Annotated in this window: 19 protein-coding genes; 13 read left to right on the top strand and 6 right to left on the bottom strand. The window is 50.5% G+C overall.

Annotated elements, in window-relative coordinates; translation table 11 throughout:
- The first annotated feature begins 42 nt into the window (after positions 1-42).
- From serA to ACM1PF_RS17510, 4 genes are all read left to right on the top strand, one after another.
- Complete coding sequence (gene serA, locus ACM1PF_RS17525; RefSeq protein ID WP_416665711.1) at positions 43-1,632, top strand: phosphoglycerate dehydrogenase; 1,590 nt, start codon at positions 43-45, stop codon at positions 1,630-1,632.
- Positions 1,633-1,649: 17 nt separating this feature from the next.
- Complete coding sequence (prmA, locus tag ACM1PF_RS17520) at positions 1,650-2,540, top strand: 50S ribosomal protein L11 methyltransferase (protein ID WP_416665709.1); 891 nt, start codon at positions 1,650-1,652, stop codon at positions 2,538-2,540.
- Between the two features lie 349 nt (positions 2,541-2,889).
- Positions 2,890-3,282, top strand: coding sequence for a hypothetical protein (locus ACM1PF_RS17515; protein ID WP_416665707.1), 393 nt, complete (start codon positions 2,890-2,892; stop codon positions 3,280-3,282).
- Between the two features lie 265 nt (positions 3,283-3,547).
- Positions 3,548-4,342, top strand: a complete 795-nt coding sequence (locus ACM1PF_RS17510; RefSeq protein ID WP_416665705.1) for an HAD family hydrolase — start codon at positions 3,548-3,550, stop codon at positions 4,340-4,342.
- 85 nt (positions 4,343-4,427) lie between these two features.
- Here the strand turns inward: ACM1PF_RS17510 and sigC are convergent, their stop codons facing one another.
- Both sigC and ACM1PF_RS17500 read right to left on the bottom strand, forming a co-directional pair.
- Entirely contained in the window at positions 4,428-5,687 is a 1,260-nt protein-coding gene (gene sigC, locus ACM1PF_RS17505; RefSeq protein WP_416665702.1) for an RNA polymerase sigma factor SigC, read from the bottom strand.
- Positions 5,688-6,289: 602 nt separating this feature from the next.
- On the bottom strand, positions 6,290-7,138 hold the full coding sequence (locus ACM1PF_RS17500) for a universal stress protein (protein WP_416665700.1): 849 nt from the start codon (positions 7,136-7,138) through the stop codon (positions 6,290-6,292).
- A gap of 234 nt (positions 7,139-7,372) precedes the next feature.
- Between ACM1PF_RS17500 and ACM1PF_RS17495 the strand changes: the two genes are divergently transcribed.
- A complete protein-coding gene (locus ACM1PF_RS17495; protein WP_416665698.1) occupies positions 7,373-7,864 on the top strand; it encodes an acyl-CoA thioesterase in 492 nt (163 codons plus the stop codon).
- A 138-nt stretch (positions 7,865-8,002) separates the two neighbouring features.
- On the opposite strand, the gene ACM1PF_RS17490 is transcribed toward ACM1PF_RS17495, so the two are convergent.
- Positions 8,003-9,058 (bottom strand): CAF17-like 4Fe-4S cluster assembly/insertion protein YgfZ, encoded by a 1,056-nt coding sequence (locus tag ACM1PF_RS17490; protein WP_416665696.1) that lies wholly within the window; start codon positions 9,056-9,058, stop codon positions 8,003-8,005.
- 262 nt (positions 9,059-9,320) lie between these two features.
- Between ACM1PF_RS17490 and ACM1PF_RS17485 the strand changes: the two genes are divergently transcribed.
- Positions 9,321-10,022: an EcsC family protein gene (locus ACM1PF_RS17485; protein WP_416665694.1), complete on the top strand. Its 702-nt coding sequence runs from the start codon at positions 9,321-9,323 to the stop codon at positions 10,020-10,022.
- Positions 10,023-10,057: 35 nt separating this feature from the next.
- On the opposite strand, the gene ACM1PF_RS17480 is transcribed toward ACM1PF_RS17485, so the two are convergent.
- Positions 10,058-12,091 carry a GAF domain-containing protein gene (locus tag ACM1PF_RS17480; RefSeq protein WP_416665691.1) on the bottom strand — a complete coding sequence of 678 codons (2,034 nt, stop codon included), beginning with the start codon at positions 12,089-12,091 and terminating at the stop codon, positions 10,058-10,060.
- A 286-nt stretch (positions 12,092-12,377) separates the two neighbouring features.
- On the opposite strand from ACM1PF_RS17480, the gene ACM1PF_RS17475 reads away from it, so the two are divergent.
- The 7 genes from ACM1PF_RS17475 (at position 12,378) to groL (ending at position 18,777) form a co-directional block, all read left to right on the top strand.
- Positions 12,378-12,758 (top strand): response regulator, encoded by a 381-nt coding sequence (locus ACM1PF_RS17475; RefSeq protein ID WP_416665689.1) that lies wholly within the window; start codon positions 12,378-12,380, stop codon positions 12,756-12,758.
- Between the two features lie 188 nt (positions 12,759-12,946).
- Entirely contained in the window at positions 12,947-14,809 is a 1,863-nt protein-coding gene (locus ACM1PF_RS17470) for a protein kinase domain-containing protein (protein ID WP_416665687.1), read from the top strand.
- Between the two features lie 50 nt (positions 14,810-14,859).
- Positions 14,860-15,171, top strand: coding sequence for a hypothetical protein (locus ACM1PF_RS17465; RefSeq protein ID WP_416665685.1), 312 nt, complete (start codon positions 14,860-14,862; stop codon positions 15,169-15,171).
- Positions 15,168-15,878, top strand: a complete 711-nt coding sequence (locus tag ACM1PF_RS17460; RefSeq protein WP_416665684.1) for a PPC domain-containing protein — start codon at positions 15,168-15,170, stop codon at positions 15,876-15,878. The genes ACM1PF_RS17465 and ACM1PF_RS17460 overlap by 4 nt, the downstream gene beginning before the upstream one ends.
- Positions 15,879-16,016: 138 nt before the next feature.
- Entirely contained in the window at positions 16,017-16,154 is a 138-nt protein-coding gene (locus ACM1PF_RS17455; RefSeq protein ID WP_106171827.1) for a photosystem II reaction center protein K, read from the top strand.
- A gap of 306 nt (positions 16,155-16,460) precedes the next feature.
- Positions 16,461-16,934 (top strand): hypothetical protein, encoded by a 474-nt coding sequence (locus tag ACM1PF_RS17450; protein WP_416665682.1) that lies wholly within the window; start codon positions 16,461-16,463, stop codon positions 16,932-16,934.
- Positions 16,935-17,088: 154 nt separating this feature from the next.
- Positions 17,089-18,777, top strand: coding sequence for a chaperonin GroEL (gene groL / locus ACM1PF_RS17445; RefSeq protein WP_416665680.1), 1,689 nt, complete (start codon positions 17,089-17,091; stop codon positions 18,775-18,777).
- A 245-nt stretch (positions 18,778-19,022) separates the two neighbouring features.
- Here the strand turns inward: groL and ACM1PF_RS17440 are convergent, their stop codons facing one another.
- Positions 19,023-20,570 (bottom strand): gluconokinase, encoded by a 1,548-nt coding sequence (locus ACM1PF_RS17440; protein WP_416665678.1) that lies wholly within the window; start codon positions 20,568-20,570, stop codon positions 19,023-19,025.
- A gap of 30 nt (positions 20,571-20,600) precedes the next feature.
- Positions 20,601-22,130 carry a GntP family permease gene (locus ACM1PF_RS17435; RefSeq protein ID WP_416665677.1) on the bottom strand — a complete coding sequence of 510 codons (1,530 nt, stop codon included), beginning with the start codon at positions 22,128-22,130 and terminating at the stop codon, positions 20,601-20,603.
- Positions 22,131-22,370: the final 240 nt, after the last annotated feature.

The raw sequence follows: 22,370 nt of genomic DNA, 5'->3' as shown, positions 1-22,370 counted from the left end.
AAGTTTGACGTTGTTTTTTCACCTAAAATTACCTGCTGAATCATGCCTAAGGTTCTTGTTTCTGACTCCATCGACCAGGTTGGAATCGATATCCTCTCTCAAGTCGCTCAGGTAGATGTCAAGACGAACCTACCACCTGAAGAACTGACCAAAATTATTCCAGAATACGATGCCTTAATGATCCGATCCGGAACGCGCGTGACAGCAGAGGTCATTGAGGCGGGAACCCAGCTTAAAATCATTGGACGAGCGGGGGTTGGGGTAGACAACGTTGATGTACCAGCAGCCACTCGGCGCGGTATTTTGGTAGTTAATTCGCCAGAAGGCAATACGGTCGCAGCAGCGGAACACGCGGTGGCCATGATGCTGTCTCTGTCACGCTATGTGCCGGACGCAAATCAATCGGTTAAAGCGGGTAAATGGGATCGCAAGAGTTTTACGGGGGTTGAAGTTTACAAAAAGACGTTGGGAATTGTTGGGCTGGGTAAAATTGGTTCCCATGTATCCAGCATTGGTCGCGCGATGGGAATGCGGCTGTTGGCCTTTGATCCCTATCTGTCTACTGAGCGGGCGGAACAAATGGGTTGTCAGTTAGTTGAGTTAGATTTTTTACTCAGGGAATCAGACTACATTACGCTTCATATGCCCAAAACGCCCGAAACCTATCATCTAATCAATGCTGAAGCGTTGGACAAAATGAAGCCGACGGCCCGGATTGTTAACTGTGCCAGGGGTGGAATTATTGATGAGGCAGCTTTATTTGATGCTTTGAAACAGGGGAAAATTGCTGGGGCCGCGCTGGATGTTTACGAGCAGGAACCCCTTCAGGAGGATTCAGCCTTACGATCGCTGGGTAAGGAGTTAATTCTTACGCCTCACTTAGGGGCTTCCACTGAGGAAGCGCAGGTGAACGTGGCGATCGACGTAGCAGAGCAAATTCGGGATGTGTTGCTGGGCTTACCCGCGCGATCGGCGGTGAACATTCCGGGGCTGCGTCCAGACGTGATGGAAAAACTGCGCCCTTACCTGCAATTGGCGGAAACTTTGGGCAATCTTGTGAGCCAATTGGCTGGGGGACGAATTGAAGAGTTCAATATTCGCCTCCAGGGGGATCTGGCCACTAACGAAAGTCAGCCGATTGTCATTGCTGCCCTGAAAGGGTTACTGTCCCATGCGCTGCAGGAACGGGTGAACTATGTCAACGCCAGCATTGAAGCCAAGGAGCGGGGCATTCATGTGGTTGAAACACGTGATGCCACTGTGAAAGACTACACGGGTTCGCTGCTGTTGACCGCAACGGGGCCGCTGGGAACCCACTCTGTTACGGGAGCCTTGCTGGGCGATAATGAAATTCGGATTACCAGTATTGATGAGTTCCCCATCAATGTGCCCCCCAACCGCTATATGCTATTTACACTCCACCGGGATATGCCAGGCATCATTGGGAAGATTGGCTCTCTGTTGGGCAGTTTCAATGTCAACATCGCCAGTATGCAGGTGGGACGTAAAATTATTCGGGGGGATGCAGTCATGGTTCTGAGCCTGGATGATCCTCTTCCCGAAGGAATTTTGAACGAAATTACCAAGGAACCCGGCATCCGAGATGCTTATACCATTACCCTGCCAGAGTAAATTCTTTGCCGATCGCCATGTCAACTAGCTGGTGGGAAATACAGATTGTGTGTGATCCAGCCCTGGAGGATCTAATCTTCTGGCGTTTGGATGACTTCGATTGTCGAGGAACTTCCAGCGAGGTGCAAACCTACGGCAGCCTGATCAAGGCTTATTTGCCACAGTTCAAGGTGTATCAGCTAGACCTGGCAGCTTTGGCATTACGGCTGCGGCAGGATGCTCTGTGTGCCGGTTTCTCTAGCCCGATCGTGCAGTGGAATTTGATTGATGAGGAAGATTGGTCGAGCAGTTGGAAAGCTCACTGGCATCCCCAGGAAATTGGCGATCGGTTCCTGGTTAATCCAGCCTGGATACCCGTTCCAGAACAGACCGATCGCCTGATTATTCAGCTTGATCCAGGAGTCGCCTTTGGCACAGGAGCCCATGCAACGACGCAACTGTGCTTAGAATCCCTGGAAATGCGCCTGAGTGAGTCTCCATCTGAAAGTGTGATTGCGGACATTGGCTGTGGGTCAGGCATATTGTCTATTGGCGCATTGCTGTTAGGGGCGAAGCAAGTTTACGCTGTGGATACAGATCCTTTAGCGGTACTCTCTACTCACAGTAACCGAGAATTAAATTCCCTGGAAGCCGATCGCCTGATTGCGGCAGAGGGCAGTGTCGATCGATTAATTGAACGGCTTGATGAGCCGGTAGACGGTATTCTTTGCAATATTCTGGCTGAAGTAATTATTGATTTGATTCCAGCCATGAGCCAGATTGCCAAACCGACGACCTGGGGAATTTTGAGCGGGTTACTGCTGGATCAGGTAAAGCCGATCGCAGATACGTTAGAGCAGCATGGCTGGGTGGTGGCAACCCTGTGGCGACGGCAGGACTGGTGCTGTCTGAACATTCGGCGATCGTAGATTGAACGGTAGATTGAACGACTAGTAGAAGCGAGCGTGAATTGAGCAACCGTAGAGCGGGCATCTTGCCCGCGCAGGCTGGAAGCCTGCCCTACGAAAGGTGGGCGTATTGCTGCCGAGGTTTACTAGAGATTGAGTGGTTCGCTCTGTGGATGGAATTTTAGCCTCTATCTGTGGTGCCAGAAAATGGTGAACCGCCCTGGAAAGGATATATCTATCGGGCAATGTAACAAGCGCGACATTTTTCGTAACCTTTCTTTATGAGCTTCGGTCAAGCCAGTCTGAACTTATTCGACAGACAGGCAATGGTCAGGCTCACTGTTAGGAGGTTACACATTAGGAGATCCGTATGAATCGCTTATTTTTTGCAGGAATTTCAGCCGTACTGCTTTCTACCACTATCACCTCGGTTGCACAGGCAGAGACTCACACCACCGATGCGCCCAATACCCTGCCAGACATTGAGGCATTCGATGAGCGTCGTCCTGAAGACAACACCGGGGACGTGGAAGTTAACCCAGAAGTTAACCCGGATGATGCAGCCCAACCCAATGAAACGCCAGACATTGAAGCGTTTGATGAGCGCCGTCCTGAAGAGCAGGATCGCAGTTCGATCGACGTGCGGTATGGCGAACAGGTGGCCCAGCGTCCGAGCCAACCCAGCGTAGACTTGCCAAACATGCACGTTCTGCGGGAGTACAACAATTATCCCTATTCCGTCCGCGAGTCGCTCGTCCGTTAATCGGTTGAATGAATCTGCTGAGTCAATGGATTGAACACCTGATATAACAGGCTGCTGATTTAAGCAAGACAAAGGATTATATCGATTTAAATCGTTTGTACGGCAGATAGATTGCCTGTAGGGGCGCACAGCAGTGCGTCCTTACTAGGATGTGCAATTTCTGCCAATTAAATTGGTATGAGTTTGTCGTGGAGAGACTGTGATAAAGTTTCGGAGTCAGTCCATAATAGGCTAATCCTTCTAAATGGATAGGGAGGGAGAATTAATGACCGAACCGCAGCCGACTATCCTGGCTCTAGATTTTGACGGGGTCGTGTGCGATGGATTAATTGAGTACTTCCAAACCGCCTGGCGAGCCTATTGTCAGCTCTGGCAACCCACTGATCCGACTCCGCCGGATGGATTAGCCGATCGATTTTACCGACTCCGCCCTGTGGTGGAAACGGGTTGGGAGATGCCTGTCCTAATCCATGCGATGCTTGAGGGTGTTGCCGATAGTGAAATTCTGGCGCACTGGAGTACGATCGCGCCCCAACAGGCCACCGCTGCTGATTTGGAATCAGGCACGATCGCTGCCACAGTTGATCAGATTCGGGATCGCTGGATTCAGTCTGACCTGGATCACTGGCTGGCTCAACATCGCTTTTATCCGGGGATCATCGATCGGCTTCAGTCTATAGTCCATAGTCCGATCCTGCCGGTCATTATTACCACCAAGGAAGGTCGGTTTGTCAAACAACTCCTGCAACAGCAGCAGGTAAGTATCCCTGAAACCCAAATTTTTGGCAAAGAAGTAAAACAGCCTAAAGCCCAGACTTTGAGGGATTTGTTGGATAAATTTAGGCAAGAAACCCATCAGCCTGTCCAGATCTGGTTCGTAGAGGATCGACTGAAAACGCTTCAGGGAATACAAACCCAGCCTGATTTAGACTCGATCGAACTCTTCCTGGCAGATTGGGGATACAACACCGAGTCCGATCGCCAACAAGCTGCACAAGATACGAGGATTCATCTCCTTGGACTGGATACCTTTGCCCAGGAATTTGCCCACTGGTTTTAGGGGATTGGGTGCTATTGTAAGGGCGCACAGCAGTGTGCCTCCGCTGTGCGCCCCTATCAGATACGTTGTTTTTCCGCAGATTCTCTTAAGTCAACGCTTCCAGATAATCCCGGACACGGTTGCGCCGCTTTGGCTGCCGCAGCTTTTGGAGGGCTTTGGCTTCGATTTGGCGAACTCGCTCACGGGACAGATCCAGGGCCCGACCGATCTCCGCCAAGGAGTAGGGTTGTCCATCTCCCAAGCCAAACCGCATCAGAATCACATCCCGTTCGCGGCTGGTCAGGTCGGTGAGCAACTGCTGGAGGTCACGATGCAAAGATTCTCGCATCAATCGATCCTCAGGGGATGCACTATCCTCAGCCACCAGTTCACCCAGTTCGGTATCCCGCTCCTTACCCACTTTAGTTTCCAGCGAAACCGCACGGGGAACCCGCAGCAGCACTTCTCGCACCTGGGGTGGGGACATATCCAGTTCAGACGCAATATCCTCGATCGTGGCAGTCCGTCCTTTCTCCTGGGAAATCTTACGTTGAGCCTTTTTGATTTTGTTGAGCTTTTCAGTAATGTGAACCGGGAGGCGAATGGTGCGGCTCTGAGTGGCAATGGCTCGCGTAATCCCCTGGCGAATCCACCAGTAAGCGTAGGTACTGAATCGATAGCCCTTAGTGGGATCAAACTTCTCGACAGCTCGTTCCAGCCCCAATGTGCCTTCCTGAATTAAGTCCAGCAGTTCTAAGCCTCGATTTTGGTATTTCTTCGCCACTGAAACCACCAGTCGCAGATTCGCTTTGATCATGTGATCCTTGGCGCGAGTCCCTTCGGACTTGATTTGCTCCAGTTCTTCAACGGCCAGCTCTGCCGACTCAGCCCAACGCCGCTTACCTTGTCCCAGAATGGGCTTCAGGTTCTCAACCGCAACGCTTGCCTCAGCCGCCCACCGCTCCAGGGAAGGACGATGGCTCAAGTTTGCCACCAGGCGATCGTGGGTTTCCAGGAGATGCACGTACTGTTGAATTTCAGCATCCCCCTTTTCTGCGGCCTCATTGCGAAGTTCAACCAGACGCATATAACGCTGCACCTTCTGGGCTTCGGAAACTTCTTCATCGCGCCCTAGCAGGCGAACGCGACCAATTTCCTGTAGGTACAACCGCACCAGATCAGTGCTACGCCGACTCAGACCTCTGCCAATTCCAGAGCCAGAATATTCTGCTTCTAGACTCGCTAAATCAGCTTCCATCTGCTCCACGTCCATCCCATCGTCGCTGCCGTTATTCTTGGGGAAATCAACAACGTTACTGGGGGACTCGTTATAGTCAGCATCCGAATAGAAGGGTTTTGCAGACATAATGCTCGCTTCAATGGCTCCAGGTACAAGGGGCTTTCTAATGCTTACTGCTAGTGTTCCCACGATTCGGGATTAATTAACTAAGACTCGACATCTGGCTTAAAAGTTGCCGGTCGCAGGAAATAGCTGCAATAAACGAGTAGATACACTGTCCTGACTACGATCGTGGGTCTTTATCCTTATTTCTAGACATAGGGTGCTAATCCGAAAACTCGGGTTGAGTTTTTGGAATTCACCATCTACGAAGGTATTGGATAGGGTTGGAGATGGAGGCAAACGGTTCAGCAGCCCATGTGCCATAGCTCCAGGCTGTTGGCACGACTTTACAATTGCTCTGCGTTAGTCCGCTGTCTCCTAGTCAGGTGACACGATAAACTACATCCCTTGTACCGTTAATTCCTGACACAATTCCTGAAAGATTAGATGTTTTTCTGTCAAGCTAGGGTGAAGAAGCCGCTGCTATGGGCAAAATTCTGTTTGTCTTATGGTGGGAAAGGAGCAGGAAAACTAGGGAGTTCAAAGCCTGGAGCGAATTGGCTTGAAAGCTATTTGTCCTGCCCCTTCTGGTTTTAACCGTTTGAGCAAACTAAAGCAGGTTGAGGTTATCCAGGTGAGCGTACGAGCAGCACCGGACAGTTGGCGTAGACTCTTACGTAGTCGGACAGGGATTGTCCGAGCAGGCGATCGAGGTCAGGCAGTCCCTTAGCGATGGAAGGACGGCGATCGGGGGAACCCAGCACGAGCAAATCTACCGCCATTTCTTCAGCCACCTGACAAATCCGCTCACCCGGTTTTCCATCTGGGGCAATACACTTGTAGTTGATTCCCATCTTTTTCACTTCGGCGATCGCGGGTTGCAGAACGGGATCTTCGTTAGGATTGGCAGCGATTTCACCGGGTTTCAGCTTCAGGTCAGGATTCGTATGCACCAGAATCAGTTGACCATTTTTGGTATCTCGGATCAGGCCGATCGCGGTTTTAAGACAGGCAGCTGAAGTCTCAGATTTGTCCAACGCAACCATGATGCGATTGATTTTCTTGACATAGATGTCATCTTTCACCAACAGCATGGGTCGAGAGGCGAGTTGAAACACGTATTGGCTGACGGAATTTTCCAGAATGGATTGAATCCGCTTCAGCCCACGCGACCCCATAATAATCAGGTCGGCATCAATCTCTTCAGCTACCCGACAAACAATATCCTTCGGATCGCCTGCCCGTAGCACTGTGTTGGTGTGGGATGGATCCAGGTTCAGCGTTTGAAGGGCGTTGGCTAAAATTCTGCCTCCTTCCTCCCATTTCTCGGTCATCGACTCAGAGGTAATTTGTGGCGAAACAACATGCAAAATCGTGACCTTGGCCCGCTGGATCAGGGGAATATCCATCAGGACTTTGAGCATTTCTTCAGTGTGACCTGTGCCGGAGTCTGCCAGTAATATTTTTTCTATCATGGTTGCGCCTTCACCGTAAGTAAATTAAAGATTGAAACTGAACGGTTACAATTCACTTAAATGGTTCAATTTACAGTCTATGTCAGTTGGCTCACCAATCTATCTGCTCAAGATGAATTGTTTCAATCGGTTTTACATTAGTTCAAAGTCATTGCAGGGACGTTCAACCGTTTGAAATAATGTAAAGAACAATGTAGAAATATTTAATTTGATGATCAACTGAGGGAATCCCCCATGAAACCGCAACTGGAGCCAACTCGCGCCATTCAGACGCACTTTGAGCAAGGAGCTGATCAAACCATTGAGCAGTGGTTTGAGTATCCGGTACGAGCACAGCCCCACCATACGGATTATGGCGGCATTGTCTGGCATGGTTCATATATTGCCTGGATGGAAGAGGCTCGTGTTGAATGTTTTCGATCGCTCGGCGTGGACTATGCGGATATGGTGGCGGTAGGCTGCGAGTTACAGGTGGTGAATTTGTCCATTCGGTACCATCGGCCCGTGCGACTGGGAATGCCTGCCATCGTCAAAGCTCGGATTGCTGAAATGAAGGGGGTGCGGGTCAACTGGGATTATCGGATTCAGTCGCCTGATGATCAGGAGTTATTTGTCACAGCACAGGTCACTCTGGTAGGGGTCGATTCAGAGCGAGGAAAAATCATGCGTCGATTGCCTGCAATGGTGCAGGATGTGTTAGCCAAATTATCTTCTCAAGCTGGATAGCAAACGGTTGCAGGATGGGTTAGCCCTGCAGTTAGGAGGGATATGCAGAAAAATAGCGTACCCGGCAGGGGGAATGCTGCTGTGTGCCCTTACAGCAGATTTCTTCTCAGATGAGAATGCCATTTAATTGCAGATCCCTTACGGATATTCATGGGTGAGGAAAGGCACATTCACCAACTCCCCCTGTTGCTCATTAACGGTAATAGCTAATTCGGAAGGCAGGGCTTTGGTACGGATATAAGCTAGTCCGAAGTAGCCGTTTTGACTTTGTGTACAGCTTGTTAGCTTACCGATCGCCTGCCCATTCGCCACAATAGAACTTCCAGGTTCAGCGAATTGGTTGAGTTTGATCCCCCAGAGCTGTTGTTTGACACCACGATAGGTATGTAAACGCGCAATCGTTTCCTGTCCAATGTAACAGCCCTTATTGAGTGAAATGGTATACCACAGTCCTGCCTCTAAAGGATTAACTGCTTCAGTCAATTCCCGATCGGGTAAGGGGCGACCTTGCTGAATCCGCAGTTGTTCCCAAATCTGCTCCCCCATCGGTACAGCCCCCGATGCAATCAATTGTTTCCATAGATCAGCGGCACGGTCAGCTTCAACAAAAAATGTATGCCCCGATAGAGCTAAACCGCATCCTACTGCAATTCGTGTTTCAATGCCGTTGATATTCAGGAGCAGATGATTGTTACAGGGTTGACCCACCAGGGAACCTGCTCCGACTTTTTCCAGCAAGGCATCACTGCCTGCCCCCATGATGCTGAAGGTGATCGTCCTTTCGGTCAAATCTTCTAGCTCCACTTTATCGGCAAAGAAAATAAAGCGATCCATCCACTGAATCAGCTTCTGATTGTAGCCTGGCGAAGTCAGGAGCAAGACTGCATCCTCCAGGGTGTAGGCACTCACCAAATCGATCGTCCGGGCTGTTGAAGTGACAAACACGGTGTCACAGCCCTGGCCTGGCTGGAGGGTTTGCATGCTATTAGTGGTTTGATTATGCAAAAACCGCAAACGATCGTCTCCACTCACACGAATTCGTCCCCAGTGGGAGCGATCGTGCAAAACTACCCCAGTTTCGATCGCTTGCCAAACCTCTGCCTCATTGCCAAAGCGATCGGGCACAGTGTGGTCGGCCACCGTTGTAAACGTTGCTCCGTTTGCGGATTGTAGCTCTCGTAAAGCTTGGGTCATGAGGTTCACTTCCTTCACTGCGGAAAATGTCGGTTCAAAGCGTTTTGCCTGATTCATCCCCCTTTTGATGCGAGTGCACTGACAGAAGCTATCAAAAGATAGAAGATGATCAACTCACTTATTCTATAAAGTGGACTGTAACGGTGGAAATGGTGTAATGCAATTTCACCCTCATCTGGACTTTTTCCATAGATCTGAAGATTTGAAGATCTAAAGGCAGCAAGCCAGAGGATGACCTGGTTCGTTATTACGGTTAGTTACTATGCCAACACAAAGCAATTCGGCTGAATTTCCCCATCAAGTCACTGAAACGATCGCCTCTCTAACCAAGCCGATCTCCGATATGCTGCATATGCTGGTGGAGCGGGGTACCGAAACCGTTGGGGGCATCGCCACACCGATCGCTGAAAATCCTGTGGTTCGTACGGCAACAAAATTGCCAGGGCTGAGATGGGTAATGGCGGCTCTGGGCCAGGTAGATGCAGATAAGGTACAGCGACAGGTTGAAGAACTGCGGCAAAAGAACCCCCTGGATACGCCGGAACAGTTAGCCCACCGGGTTATGGTTGACACTGCCATGAAGGCCGCAGGGGTTGGCTTAGTGACCAACTTCATTCCGCCTCTAGCGGTTTCTCTCCTGGCGATCGACCTGGCGGCCATCACAGCTCTCCAGGCAGAAATGATCTATCATATCGCTGCAATCTACGGCTTCTCCCTCAAGGATCCCACCCGCAGGGGCGAAGTTTTAGCAATCTGGCTCCTCTCCACAGGGGGTTCTGGGGTATTGAAATCGGGGTTAAGCCTGGTGGAAATTATTCCGGGGATTGGTGCAGCAGTGGGTACAACTGGAAACGCAGCCCTCCTGTATTCGCTGGGCTATCTGGCCTCTCAGTTCTATCAAACTAAGCAAGCAGCGGCAACAGAGATGCCGGCAACGGTGACGGAGATTGAAATTGAAGGGTGAATCGGAGAGGGCGGAAGACTGCTCCCTGGTTCTTCTTAGCCCTCCACTTTGCTCACTTCAACCCCTTCAGCCAGAACGGTTTCATAAAATGGAACTTCGATGATGAACGTTGTGCCCTGTCCGGGGTAAGACTGGCAACTGAGCCGTCCTTTGTGCTTTTCAACAATAATTTGATGGCTGATGGATAAACCTAGCCCCGTGCCGTGTCCGACGGGTTTGGTGGTGTAGAACGGATCAAAAATGCGCTGTTTGACTTCCTCCGTCATGCCAGTGCCGTTGTCCCCGATTTTGATGACAATCCAGGATGGTTTGGGGGAGCCGATCGCTGTGGTGGGTTGGGCTGAAAGAAACTCCGTGTGAATGGTGATGATGTGGGGGAGAGGAGCATTCTCTAGCGCATCAATGGCATTGCTGATTAAGTTCATAAAGACCTGGTTGAGCTGGCTGGCATAGCAATTGACCAGAGGCAGAGAACCGTAATGCTTGATGACTTCAATGCCCGGAGATTGCCCCTTTGCTTTCAGGCGGTTCTGCAGAATCAACAGTGTGCTATCAATGCCTTCATGCAGATCGACCGCCTTGACTTCTGATTCGTCCAGCCGTGAAAAATTCCGCAAGGATACCACAATTTTGTAAATGCGATCGGCTCCAATGCGCATTGAGTTCAACACATTTTTGAAATCGGAAATGACAAAATCAAAATCCACTGACTCGATACATTCCTGAATTTCTGGCACTGGCTCTGGGTAATGCTGTTCGTACAATTTGAGGAGATGGGCCAAATCCTGAAAGTAACGATTGGCGTGGGTCAAATTACCGCTCACAAAAGTGACAGGATTATTGATTTCATGGGCAATTCCAGCGACCAGTTGCCCCAGGCTCGACATTTTTTCACTTTGAATTAGCTGGGTTTGGGTCTGGCGTAAGTGGGTAAGGGCTTCACTCAACTGCTCCGCCTGAGTTTGGGCTGCCAGGGCGGCGGCTCGACTCTGGGCATACAGTTCCGCCTGATCAATTGCAATGGCCAATTGATCGGTCACTGCTTGCAATAACTCCACATCGGATTCATTCCACAGATGGGTATCCTGGCAATGGCCACAGACGATCGCCCCCAGTTGTCCCGATCGAGTTTCTAAAGGCATCAACAACTGAGACTGCATTCCCCATTGCTGCATCAGATCAACAATTTCCGGTTCTAGGCGTACCCGATCGATCGCTGCAATTTGAATCGGTTGGAGACTGAGAATTTTGTTGGCCAGCACCGCAACCTGCTCTGGAGAACATTCCCCTAAAAGGCTGGGTAGCTCTGGCTGTCTAGCTTCGTGAGTAATACAGAGAATCGGCTGCATCACCTCTTCCTGGGCAGAGGAGGGATGGGGTGATGTCCAGCACCAAAGGAAATGGCAGCGATCGATGTGGAGGAGTTGGCGGATTTCGCGCACCGCCGTTCCCAAAATCTTATCTAAATCGAGGGAATTACGAATCTGATTTGCCAGACGAAAGAGCAGCGTTTCCCGCCGACTCAGCAACTCTTGACGGGCTAAGACCCGATCGACCGAAATCGCCAGACTGGTGGTCGCCCACTGCAACAGGCTTCCAGTCGCTTCTGAAATGGGCTGTCGGCTAAACAATGCCATGACCCCAACCAGACGGTCTTCCAGAACCAGGGGATACCCAGCAAAGGATAACAGTTGTTCTTGCTGTATCCAATGGGAGTTAAAGCAGATGTCGTGGGACAAATCGTTGGTGAAGTAAGGAGTCCGATTTTGGGCAATTAAACCAATAATGGAAATGCCCACCGGAATTCGATCGGGTAAATCCAAACCATGACTAACAATGCCTGATGCAGCTTGGAGTTCCAGGAGAGTTTGCTCTGAGTTCAAGAGCCAAACCTTAAGTAGCGCAATGTCATTCAAAGTCTGCACAATGGCATCTGCAACGTGCTGTACCATTTCAGCAATCGTACTGGGCTGGGTCAAAATTTGGCTCAATTCTGCCAGCAGTGCGGTGAGGTGGGGGTGCTCTATATTACTTTGAACAGTATTGCTCTGAACATTCAATGCAGACATCAGATGTACCACCAATCGGTTTAAGACAGGAACAGAACGCGGAAAGTTGAAATCAGAAGGTTGAAAGTTGAAAGTTGAAAGTTGAACTTAGTGTGCCCGAATCCGGATGGGGCAATACGATCCTTCGATCGCAGTGAGATAAGAAATGTTGAGATGCTCCTAACCATCATTAGTGCCTTCCCGATTCTGGGCAGCCTAAATCTATACCGACGATGCACCTTAGATGCGTTTGCTGCGGTGAAGAAATTGATAGCTAATTGGGATCTTGACCTGGGAGAAGGATTGTATGTCGGATGTTGCTCAATCTATGCCAACCGTCTTGACCGTGGATGACAGCATAACGATTCAGCAATTGGTCAAACAAACGCTGGAACCCGACTACCGTGTGATTGTCACGGGTAACGTGGTCGGAGCTTTATCTGTGATTTACCGTGAGCCGATCGCCGTTTTGCTACTCGATGTCCTGATGCCAGAGGTGGATGGGTTGGAATTTTGCCGAACCTTGCGCCGCTTGCCTCAGTTCCAAACCTTACCCGTCATCATGATCACTTCAAAAGATAGCCCCTTCGATCGCATCCAGGGACGATTGGCAGGTGCAACAGAATATCTGACGAAACCCTTTGAGCCTGATCAACTCCGGCAAATGGTTGGCAAGTTTGTGCAGTGACCGACTGGGTACATCTGTATACGGTAAGGGGAGGAAAATGCTTGTATTATGGTGATTAATAGCTTGGAACGACTGTATATTAAAGGTATTAAAGCCGTATAGCTTGACGTTGAGTCGATCGGTTTGGCTGGTTTGTTTGGATAAGCTGATAGTTTGCCTTAAAACTAGAGCATTGGTATGTCTGTAACATGACACCGACAATTCTTAACAATCGCTATCGGGTGCTTCAAGTCTTAGCTAAAGGAGGTTTTGGTGAAACTTTTCTGGCAGAAGATAGTTTTCTACCGTCCAAACGCTCCTGTGTGATCAAACAACTCAAAACGATGGCAGACAATCCCCAGGTTTACCGAATCGTGCAGGATCGGTTTCATCGGGAAGCTGCCATTCTAGAAGAATTAGGGCGATCGAGCAGTCAAATCCCTGAACTATACGCCTACTTTGAAGAATCCGATCGGTTCTATTTAGTGCAGGAGTGGATTGAAGGCAAAACGCTGGCCAGTCAGGTGAGTCAGTCTGGATTGTTTGATGAATCGACTGCGCGGCAATTGTTAGGTGAGATATTACCCGTTCTGTCAGCCATCCATAGTCGCGGAATTATTCACCGGGATATCAAACCAGATAATATTATTCTGCGCCAGGTGGACAAAAAGCCTGTTCTAATTGACTTTGGTGCAGTGAAGGAATCGGTGGGAACGCTGCTCAATTCCCAGGGGCAAACCGTCAGTTCGATCGTAATTGGAACTCCGGGCTATATGTCTCCAGAACAGGGAGTTGGGCGGCCCGTCTTTTCCAGCGATCTGTACAGCCTGGGTTTGACAATTATTTACCTGTTTACGGGCAAATTGCCGCAGGATATCCCATCGGATCACCGCACGGGAGACTTGCTCTGGCGTGACTTGGCTCCTACCGTGAGTGATGCCCTGGCAAATATTCTGGATCAAACCATTCAGTATCATCCCCGCGATCGGTTTACCACGGCCCAGGAGGTGCTTAACGCCCTCCAGTCGTCCCTGCCCAGTCCGATTCCCCCCACTCAACCCGTCCAACATTTTCCTCCCATTCCCCCCACTGTTCCAGTTTCGGGTTCTCCCGTTCCCCCCACTGCTCCTGGTTCTAATCTTCCCTACCCGCTAACTCCTCCTCCTTCCCCTGCCTTTCCTCCCTCCCTCCCTCCGACTCCCACCTCCCCACCCCCTCCTACCTCCTCACCCACTCCCCACTCCCCACTCCCCACTCCCCACTCCCCTATTCCCTCCACGCAATTCTCCTTCGTTCCACCCGTCCGTTCCCTCATAGCAATTGGTATCACAGCTGGAATTCTGGCGGCACTGGGGGCTGGGGGCTATGTCTATGTTCAACAGCAAACGCCGTATCGGGAAGCCCAGGCATCACTGGAGGAAATCCAGATGCTTCATCTGCAAGGCAACCATCAGGAATGCATTAACCGGGCGCGAACGTTTCCCAGAGATTTCCCCGAATTGCTGGAGCAGGTGCGGATGATTTTAACGAATTGCTCGGAAGCACAAGACGAGGAAACCTTTGAAGCGGCGGTAATGCTGGCAACGCAGGCAAATCCCGATCTGGAGGGGGCGATCGAAAAAGCACAAACGATTTCAGCGGGTTCCCCCATCTACAACGATGCGAAAAAGCAAATTTACGATTGGCAGGCAAATGTCTTGCAAGCGTATCTGAATGAAGAAGCATCCCAGATTGGGGCAGAAGTCGCTGTGTTAATTGCTGCGGTGAAGCCAACGGTTGTGGCCGTTACAGAGACGGAAGTAACCATTCGCTATGACGGTTCATCCAATGCGCGATTTACCCAAGATGAAGTGCTCCGTCAGTTTGCGGCATTTTTTATGGAGGTGATTCGGGGGAATAACAAAGAGTTTCCCACTCAGTACACTGATTTTGACCAGATCGTGGTTTACCCTGAGCAGCGCAACCGACAGGCAACTCTAACTGCTGAACAGTGGGAAATGTTTGTCAACACTGATCAATCTGAAGAAAAGCGGAGTCAACTGGCCAGTCAGGCTGAACTAGCCGATCGGTAGCCTCAGGCTAATTGTGGTAAAGATATTACATATTACTGCCCTAAAAAAGCATGAAAAAAGCCAATTTCTATCATCTAGCGTCTATCTTTCTCTATCTTGTCGGTTCTACTCTGCCAATTACGAGCTTTCTAGCGACTCGGGCAGAAGCTCAGGGATTTGCAGGCGATATTTTGAAGGAACCTGCGGCGGCAGAAGAACCTCGCCCCGTTGCCCCACCCCCACCTGAGGTTGATCCAGGGATTTATGAACCCCCTCCAGCCAGCGCACCTGCCCAGCCAGCCGTTGCCCCAGGAGGTTCCGCCGCACCTCCCCCTCCTCCCCCTCCCCCGCGGCCCGATCCAGTGCTTTCCGGCCAAGATTGACCCGCATCGCTACGGGTTCGTTGGAGCCAGGGGTGTTGGGGCGAGCTGATTACGCTGATGCCGAGGGCCGACGGGTGCGGGTGTATCAGTTCTCGGGTCGCCAAAACGAACCGATCATTTTGACGCTGACGGGCAGTAATGATTCCCGGACGAATGGATTAAGTCTGAATCCGTATATGCAGGTATTCAACCTTTCAGCCCCAGAAGGTCAGCAATATATTGGCGGAACAATCCTGCCTGGAGAATCTCGCATTCTGTCGGATAATCCCCTGGTTCCGGTAGACAATCAACTCTTTTTGCGCCTGCCGGACACCGGGGAGTATGGGGTAGTTGTGTACACCGATCCAGGAGCCGAGGGACGGTTTGCCCTCTCCCTACTGCGCGATCGCACCCGCTATATTCAGGATGTCACGGGGGAACTGACCGATCAGAGTCCTCGACTGCGATCGGATAATAGCCCTTACGAAATTGTTGAGTTCCAGGCCAATCAGGGACAAACCCTTCACGTTGACCTGAGCAGTCCAGATTTTGACCCGTACCTCTTCTTGATTGCCCCGGACGGGAGCATTGTGGCGGAAGATGATGATAGCGGCGGTAATTTTAATGCCCGAATTGTGATGGAACTACCGCAGTCGGGCACTTACACGGCGATCGTCAACTCGTTTTCAGCAGAAGGACGGGGACGCTATCGCCTGACGGTTTATTAAGCCAACCTGGGACGGCTAACTTCGTAGACAACCTGCGATGACCTGCACCATGACTTGATAGGGAAGGATAAATGCGTCCCCTGGATATGTTAAGATGCGTAGCAATTATGAAATCTGTGTTGGAGAGGTAGAGGTCACATGGAAGCGGTATTGCTGTTGGCAAAATTACCAGAGGCTTACTCAATCTTTGATCCCCTAGTGGATGTTCTGCCCGTGATTCCCGTTTTCTTTTTGCTACTGGCGTTTGTCTGGCAAGCATCGGTGGGTTTCAGATAATTCTTAATTTATTCAGTGGGCTTGTGTAGGGGGTGCATTTCCGCATCCCCTTCTTTTTATTGCTGGTTTATTGCCGGTTTAAGATCAATTTGCATTAATGAAATGCTGTCAACGGAGTTCATCGTTTTTTTATCAATTTTTGAAGAATCTCCTGATGGCGCACTTCACCATAGAATTTAGGGTTAAGGCAAAGTTAACATCAAAAAACCATCAGTCCGCGGTGACGATCAGCTTCAATTTACCGCTCAGTGCATGATACTAATTCGCCTCATTCAAACAATTATTTACTAAAGCTAGAACTGATCTATGAAGTCGCATAAAAATGCCAATGCTGCTTTCAAACGGTTAATGAATCACCTCCCGTCCGGACTGGCCGAAACTTTTTCAGAATCTCAGAAAGATGCCCTCCGTCAAGCACTTCAGCGAATGAGCCAGGGCAATCACCTCATTGATCTCCGGCTATCGGTTCCTTTTCCAAAACCCGGTTTTTACGTGGTTTTATTCGCTGGGCGGGAACGTCGATCGCTGAAACGCTTGAAGACTGAACAGCACAATTATCCCTTTACTGCTACCAATCTCATCCTGCTCATCTTTTTATTAAGCGGAGGAATCACGCTGGGAGTAATGAAACTTCTCCCTAAAATCCTGTCTGCTGCCCAGAATGCCTCCTTCCATCCTACAGCGATTCCCTGGTTGCAGACTGAGTCAGAGTGCCGGCACACTGGGCGCGTTTGGCGCGATGATAAGTGTTGGGATGGCGAGCATGATGCCAATTTTTAATTAATTCCTTAGAAAGGATTACTTCCTGGCTTCATTCCTTTCATTCTTCCTTGTCCTCAACATCATAAGTTCGGAATTCCCTCCACTTCAGAATTAGCACTCCAGCCTCCAGAGTGCTAAAGTTTTAGACTGGAGAGATGTAAACCGAAAAATTATGCCCAAGATAGTTGTATTCGATGAAAAATCGCGTCAGGCTTTGGAGCGGGGTGTTAACGCGCTCGCTGATGCTGTCCGAATTACATTAGGCCCAAAGGGGCGTAATGTCGTATTGGAATCGAAGTTCGGCGTGCCTCAGATTGTCAATGATGGAATTACGATCGCCAAAGAGATTGAACTTGAAGATCCGCTAGAAAACACTGGGGCAAGGCTAATTCAGGAGGTTGCATCCAGAACTCAGGATCTGGCTGGAGATGGCACCACCACCGCAACGGTATTGGCCCAGGCGATGATTCGGGAAGGCTTGAAGAATGTGGCTGCCGGAACCAACCCGGTGGCTCTGCGCCGAGGCATTGAAAAGGCGGTCGCCAAAATTGTTGAAGGCATTGCCGAAATTGCGCAACCGATCGATGAAGCGGCGATCGAACAGGTTGCAGCGGCGGCAGCCGGAAGCGATCCAGAAGTAGGACGGTTGATCTCCGAAGCGATGAAGAAAGTCGGCAAAGATGGGGTAATTTCGGTTGAAGAATCGAAGTCACTCACGACGGAAATGGAACTCGTCGAAGGGATGCAGTTCGATCGCGGTTACATCTCCCCCTACTTTGTCACCGATCCAGAGCGGATGATTTCTGAACTGGAAAATCCGGTCATTCTGCTCACCAATGAAAAGATTGGCAGTATTCAGGACTTAGTGCCCGTTCTGGAAAAAATTGCTCGCGAAGGTAGACCCCTGCTGATCATTGCAGAAGATGTGGAAGGCGAAGCACTGGCAACCCTGGTGGTTAACCGCTTGCGGGGTGTCCTCAGTGCTGTGGCGGTGAAGGCTCCATCCTTTGGGGAACGCCGGAAAGCGGTTCTCCAGGATATTGCGGTTCTGGTAGGAGCGCAGGTGATCTCGCCCGACATCGGCTTGAGCTTTGACAACCTAACCGTGGATATGCTGGGCACTGCCCGTAAGGTGACAATCACCAAAGACTCAACGACGATCGTGGCGGAAGCTCCCGATAAGGCAGCTCTGGAGAAGCGGATCGCCCAAATTCGCCGGGAACTGTCCGAAACGGATTCAGACTACGACACTGAGAAACTGCAAGAGCGGCTGGCTCGGTTAGTCGGCGGTGTGGCAGTCATCAAGGTGGGTGCGGCAACGGAAACCGAACTGAAGGATCGGAAACTGCGCCTAGAGGATGCCCTGAATGCAACCCGTGCAGCGGTTGAAGAAGGGATTATCCCTGGGGGAGGGGCTTCCTTGCTCCATCTAGCCAAACGGGTGGACAGCGTAATTCAGGGACTGAACCCGGATGAAGCGATCGGAGCCAACATTGTTGTGAAGGCGGTTGAAGCTCCCTTACGCCAGATTGCAGACAATGCCGGTGCAGAAGGCTCTGTTGTAGTCCAAAAAGTTAAAGACATGGACATGAACCAGGGCTATAACGCTCTGACGGGAGCCTACGAAGATCTGCTGGCTGCCGGAGTAGTGGATCCCGCTAAAGTGGTTCGTTCCGCCCTTCAGGATGCAGGATCGATCGCTGGAATGGTGGTCACTACGGAAGTGCTGGTTGTAGAAAAACCAGAGAAACAACCGGCTGGCGGTGCGCCTGACATGGGCGGCATGGGCGGCATGGGCGGTATGGGTATGGGCGGCATGGGCATGGGCGGCATGGGCATGGGTGGCATGGGCATGATGTAGGAATCGCTCGTCCTATCTCGTCATACTTAACCGGAGGGTGGGCCTTGCCCACCTTGTCTTTTTTAAACTCTTGTCAGAAACTTCTTCAGGTCTTCTTTAAGAAGGTGTGGTGATGTCAGACATTGAGAATCCACCCCTAACCCCTCCCAGGAGGGGATGGAACCCACCCCTAACCCCTTCAAGAGGGGAAAGCTGCAACCCATCCCTAACCCCTCCCAGGAGGGGAAATCTGGCACCCACTCGCCCTAAAGTCCACAGCCTTCCGGCGGACACAATTGACTCAGGAAAGCGAAATCCTGGACATGATCCCGGTACAGCCGATCGTAGATTTGGAACATCCGGTGATAGCGGCGCGTGTGGGAGAGGTTTGGCTGGTAGCGATCGTCGATTTGAATCAGTTGATTTACCGCTTCCAGTTTGGGGAGATGGCCAACAGCATGCATGGCTAACACGGCTGCTCCGAAGCCACTACCCTCAAAAATTTTGGGAACCACCACTTCATAGCCAAACATATCAGCCGTCATCTGGAGCCAGATGTCCGATCGCGCATACCCGCCAGAGGCATGAATCGCTTCCGCCTTGCCGACTAACTCCTGCAACGCCAGATTAATGCTGTAAACGCTGAACAAAATTCCTTCCAGTACCGCCCGAATAAAGTGCGATCGACGGTGGTGCAGTGCCACGCCAAAAAACACCCCTCGGGCTTCGGGATTCCAGTAGGGGGCGCGTTCCCCCGATAAAAACGGTAAGCAGATCAGCCCTTCTGCCCCCAGAGGAATATCTGAAGCGGCTCGAATCATCACCTCATAGGGATCGAGATCTTTTTGTTTAGCCTGAGTCACCTCGTTCTGACAGAATTCATCCCGGAGCCAACGCAGCACGATTCCACCATTATTAGACGGGCCGCCAATCACCCAATGATCCTCAGTTAGGGCATAGCAAAATGTCCGTCCCGCCTCATCTGTAGTGGGTTTGGGGACGACCGCTCGCACGGCTGCACTGGTGCCAATCGTAATCGCAATTTGATGGGGACTGATCGCTCCAACCCCCAGGTTTGCCAGAACGCCATCGCTGGCTCCCACTACAACGGGCGTATCCGGGTCAATGCCGATCGTGTCTGCATATTCCCGCTTCATCCCGCGCACCACAAAGGTTGTCGGCACCAACTCACTCAGGCGATCGGCTCCAATCCCCACCCGGTTGAGGGCTTTGGCATCCCACTGACACTGCTCTAGATTGAATAAGCCCGTGGCAGAAGCAATCGAGTAGTCTACCAGCAGGCGATCGAACAGTTTGAGGAAAACGTATTCTTTAATCGAGATAAACTTTTTCGTTTTTTGGAATCGTTCTGCATCCTGTTCCTGCATCCACAGCAGTTTTGTCAGGGGAGACATCGTGTGAATCGGCGTTCCCGTTCGCAGGTAAAGCTCGTGCCCATCTCCATCCTGCTTAAGTTGTTTGGTTTGTTCCAAACTTCGGTTATCTGCCCAAATGATGGCGGGGGTCAGAGCTTGTTCCTCCGCATCCAGGGCAATCAGACTGTGCATCGCTCCACTGAACCCGATCGCCGCGATCGCTGACTTTGGCACCTCTGCCTGCTTGATGGCCGTGCGCATTGCCAGAATCATTTCGCCAAAAATTTCCTCTGGATCTTGCTCGGCCCAACCCGTTTGAGGAACTGCAATGGGATAGCCCCGATTGCCGATTCCTTTCATCTCGCCCGTCTCACTAAAGACGATCGCTTTGGTACTGGTTGTACCAATATCAACACCGATAAAGTAACTCTGGCTCATTTTCGGATTTTAACTTGCAGTGAATAACGACTAGACAAAGAAACTAATAATGAACACCACCAGGAATCCAACAACACCCAGAATGGTGGCTAGCATTGTCCAGGAGCGGAGGGTGTTTTTCTCAGAAATGCCCAGGTAACGGCTCACCAGCCAGAACCCAGAGTCATTCACGTGGGAAAGTACCGTTGCTCCAGAAGAAATGGCAATGGTAATGAGTCCAATCATGGGTGGCGAATAGTTACCCAGTTCAACGATCGGAGCCATCAACCCCGCAGCCGTCACCATAGATACAGTAGCCGACCCCTGGGAAACTCGCACTGCTGTAGCAATCAGGAATGCCAGCAGCATGATGGGCATATTAAAAGCCGTCATGGCATTTGCCAGGGCTTCACCAACCCCAGTCGCCACCAGCGTCCGACCAAACACCCCCCCTGCCCCTGTCACCAGAATGATCAGGCCAACAGGTTCGAGGGATTTTGTCGCAATTTCCTGAATTTCTCGCCGACTGTAGCCCCGCCGAGTTCCCAGGGTGTAGAAGGTAATGAGGGCGGCCAGAATCAAGGCAAAGAAAGGATGTCCAATGAAGGCTAAGAAATTTCGGATCGGATTCCCTTCTTCCAGCAGTACCCCCGACACGGTGTTGAGCAGAATTAAAACCAGCGGAATCGCAATCAGCCCAAGCACCAAACCAAAGCTGGGTGGTTCTTTAGCGACGGGATGGGGGGCTTTGGGAGCGCGATCGGGCGTAGCGGGAACACCCGGTTCAACGGGTCGATCGTCGTAGGCTGGATCAACTCGCTCCTGGGTGGCAACAGTTCTCGATTCATATTCAGTGGATGGGGATGCGTCTGGATACTGAGTTCGATCCGCAGGTTCATCTTCATCATCCACCAGGGCAGAACCAGCATAATTTTCCAGAATCATATACTCTGGAACCTTGGCATGAATGCGATCAGAGATATACTTTCCAAAGAAAATTCCACCGCACACCATTGCCACAAATCCTGCGATCGCCCCAAATAGAATCACCCAACCTAAATCTGCTCCCAGCAAGGAAGCAACGGCAACGGGGCCAGGGGTTGGCGGAATATAAGCATGACCGATCGCCAGACCTGCCGCAAGGGGAATGGCATAGTACAGCAGCGATCGTCCCGTCCGTTGAGCTAACCCATAAACGAGGGGAATCAAAATAATTAATCCCACATCGAAAAATACGGGAATTGATACTAAAAGTCCCGTTAATCCTAAGGCCCAGGGAGCTTTATCATCTCCAAATTTTCGTACCAATGTTTGAGCCAGTTGTTCAGCTCCGCCAGACACCCGCAGCATTTCACCAATCATCGTGCCGACTCCCACGACGACTGCAATGAAACCTAATGTATTGCCCATTCCTTCTTGAATCGTTTGAGCAATTTCATTGAGGGGAACTCCTCCTAAGATCGCTACAAAGTAACTGGCAATGAGTAGGGCTAAAACAGCTTGTAATCGAAGGCGAATCACTAAAAACAGCAACAGTGCGATACCGAGTACCGCGATTAAAATCAATAAACCCGGAGTCATGATCCTTAAAACTGAAAACTAAGTTAATCTATGTTTCTGACTCTAAAACTTTAGGAAAATATCAATCAGAAATCATCAACCAAAGTGAGTAGCTACAAAGGGTGAACGAGTGAAGAAATGTGTCATTTTAGGACGAAAACGAGCGATTTTTAGAGCTGTTTTTTACATTCATCTGCTTTAAATTTAATGAAAGCGAATGTTACAAAAGGAAATATTGCAATTCTGAATGTTCGTTTTAAA

The sequence above is a fragment of the Egbenema bharatensis FJBBOT/2019 genome (assembly GCF_048077055.1).
GTDB classification, from domain to species: domain Bacteria; phylum Cyanobacteriota; class Cyanobacteriia; order Elainellales; family Elainellaceae; genus Egbenema; species Egbenema bharatensis.
Note: the sequence above shows the minus strand (reverse complement) of the source record. Positions and strands in the feature narration are given on the sequence as shown.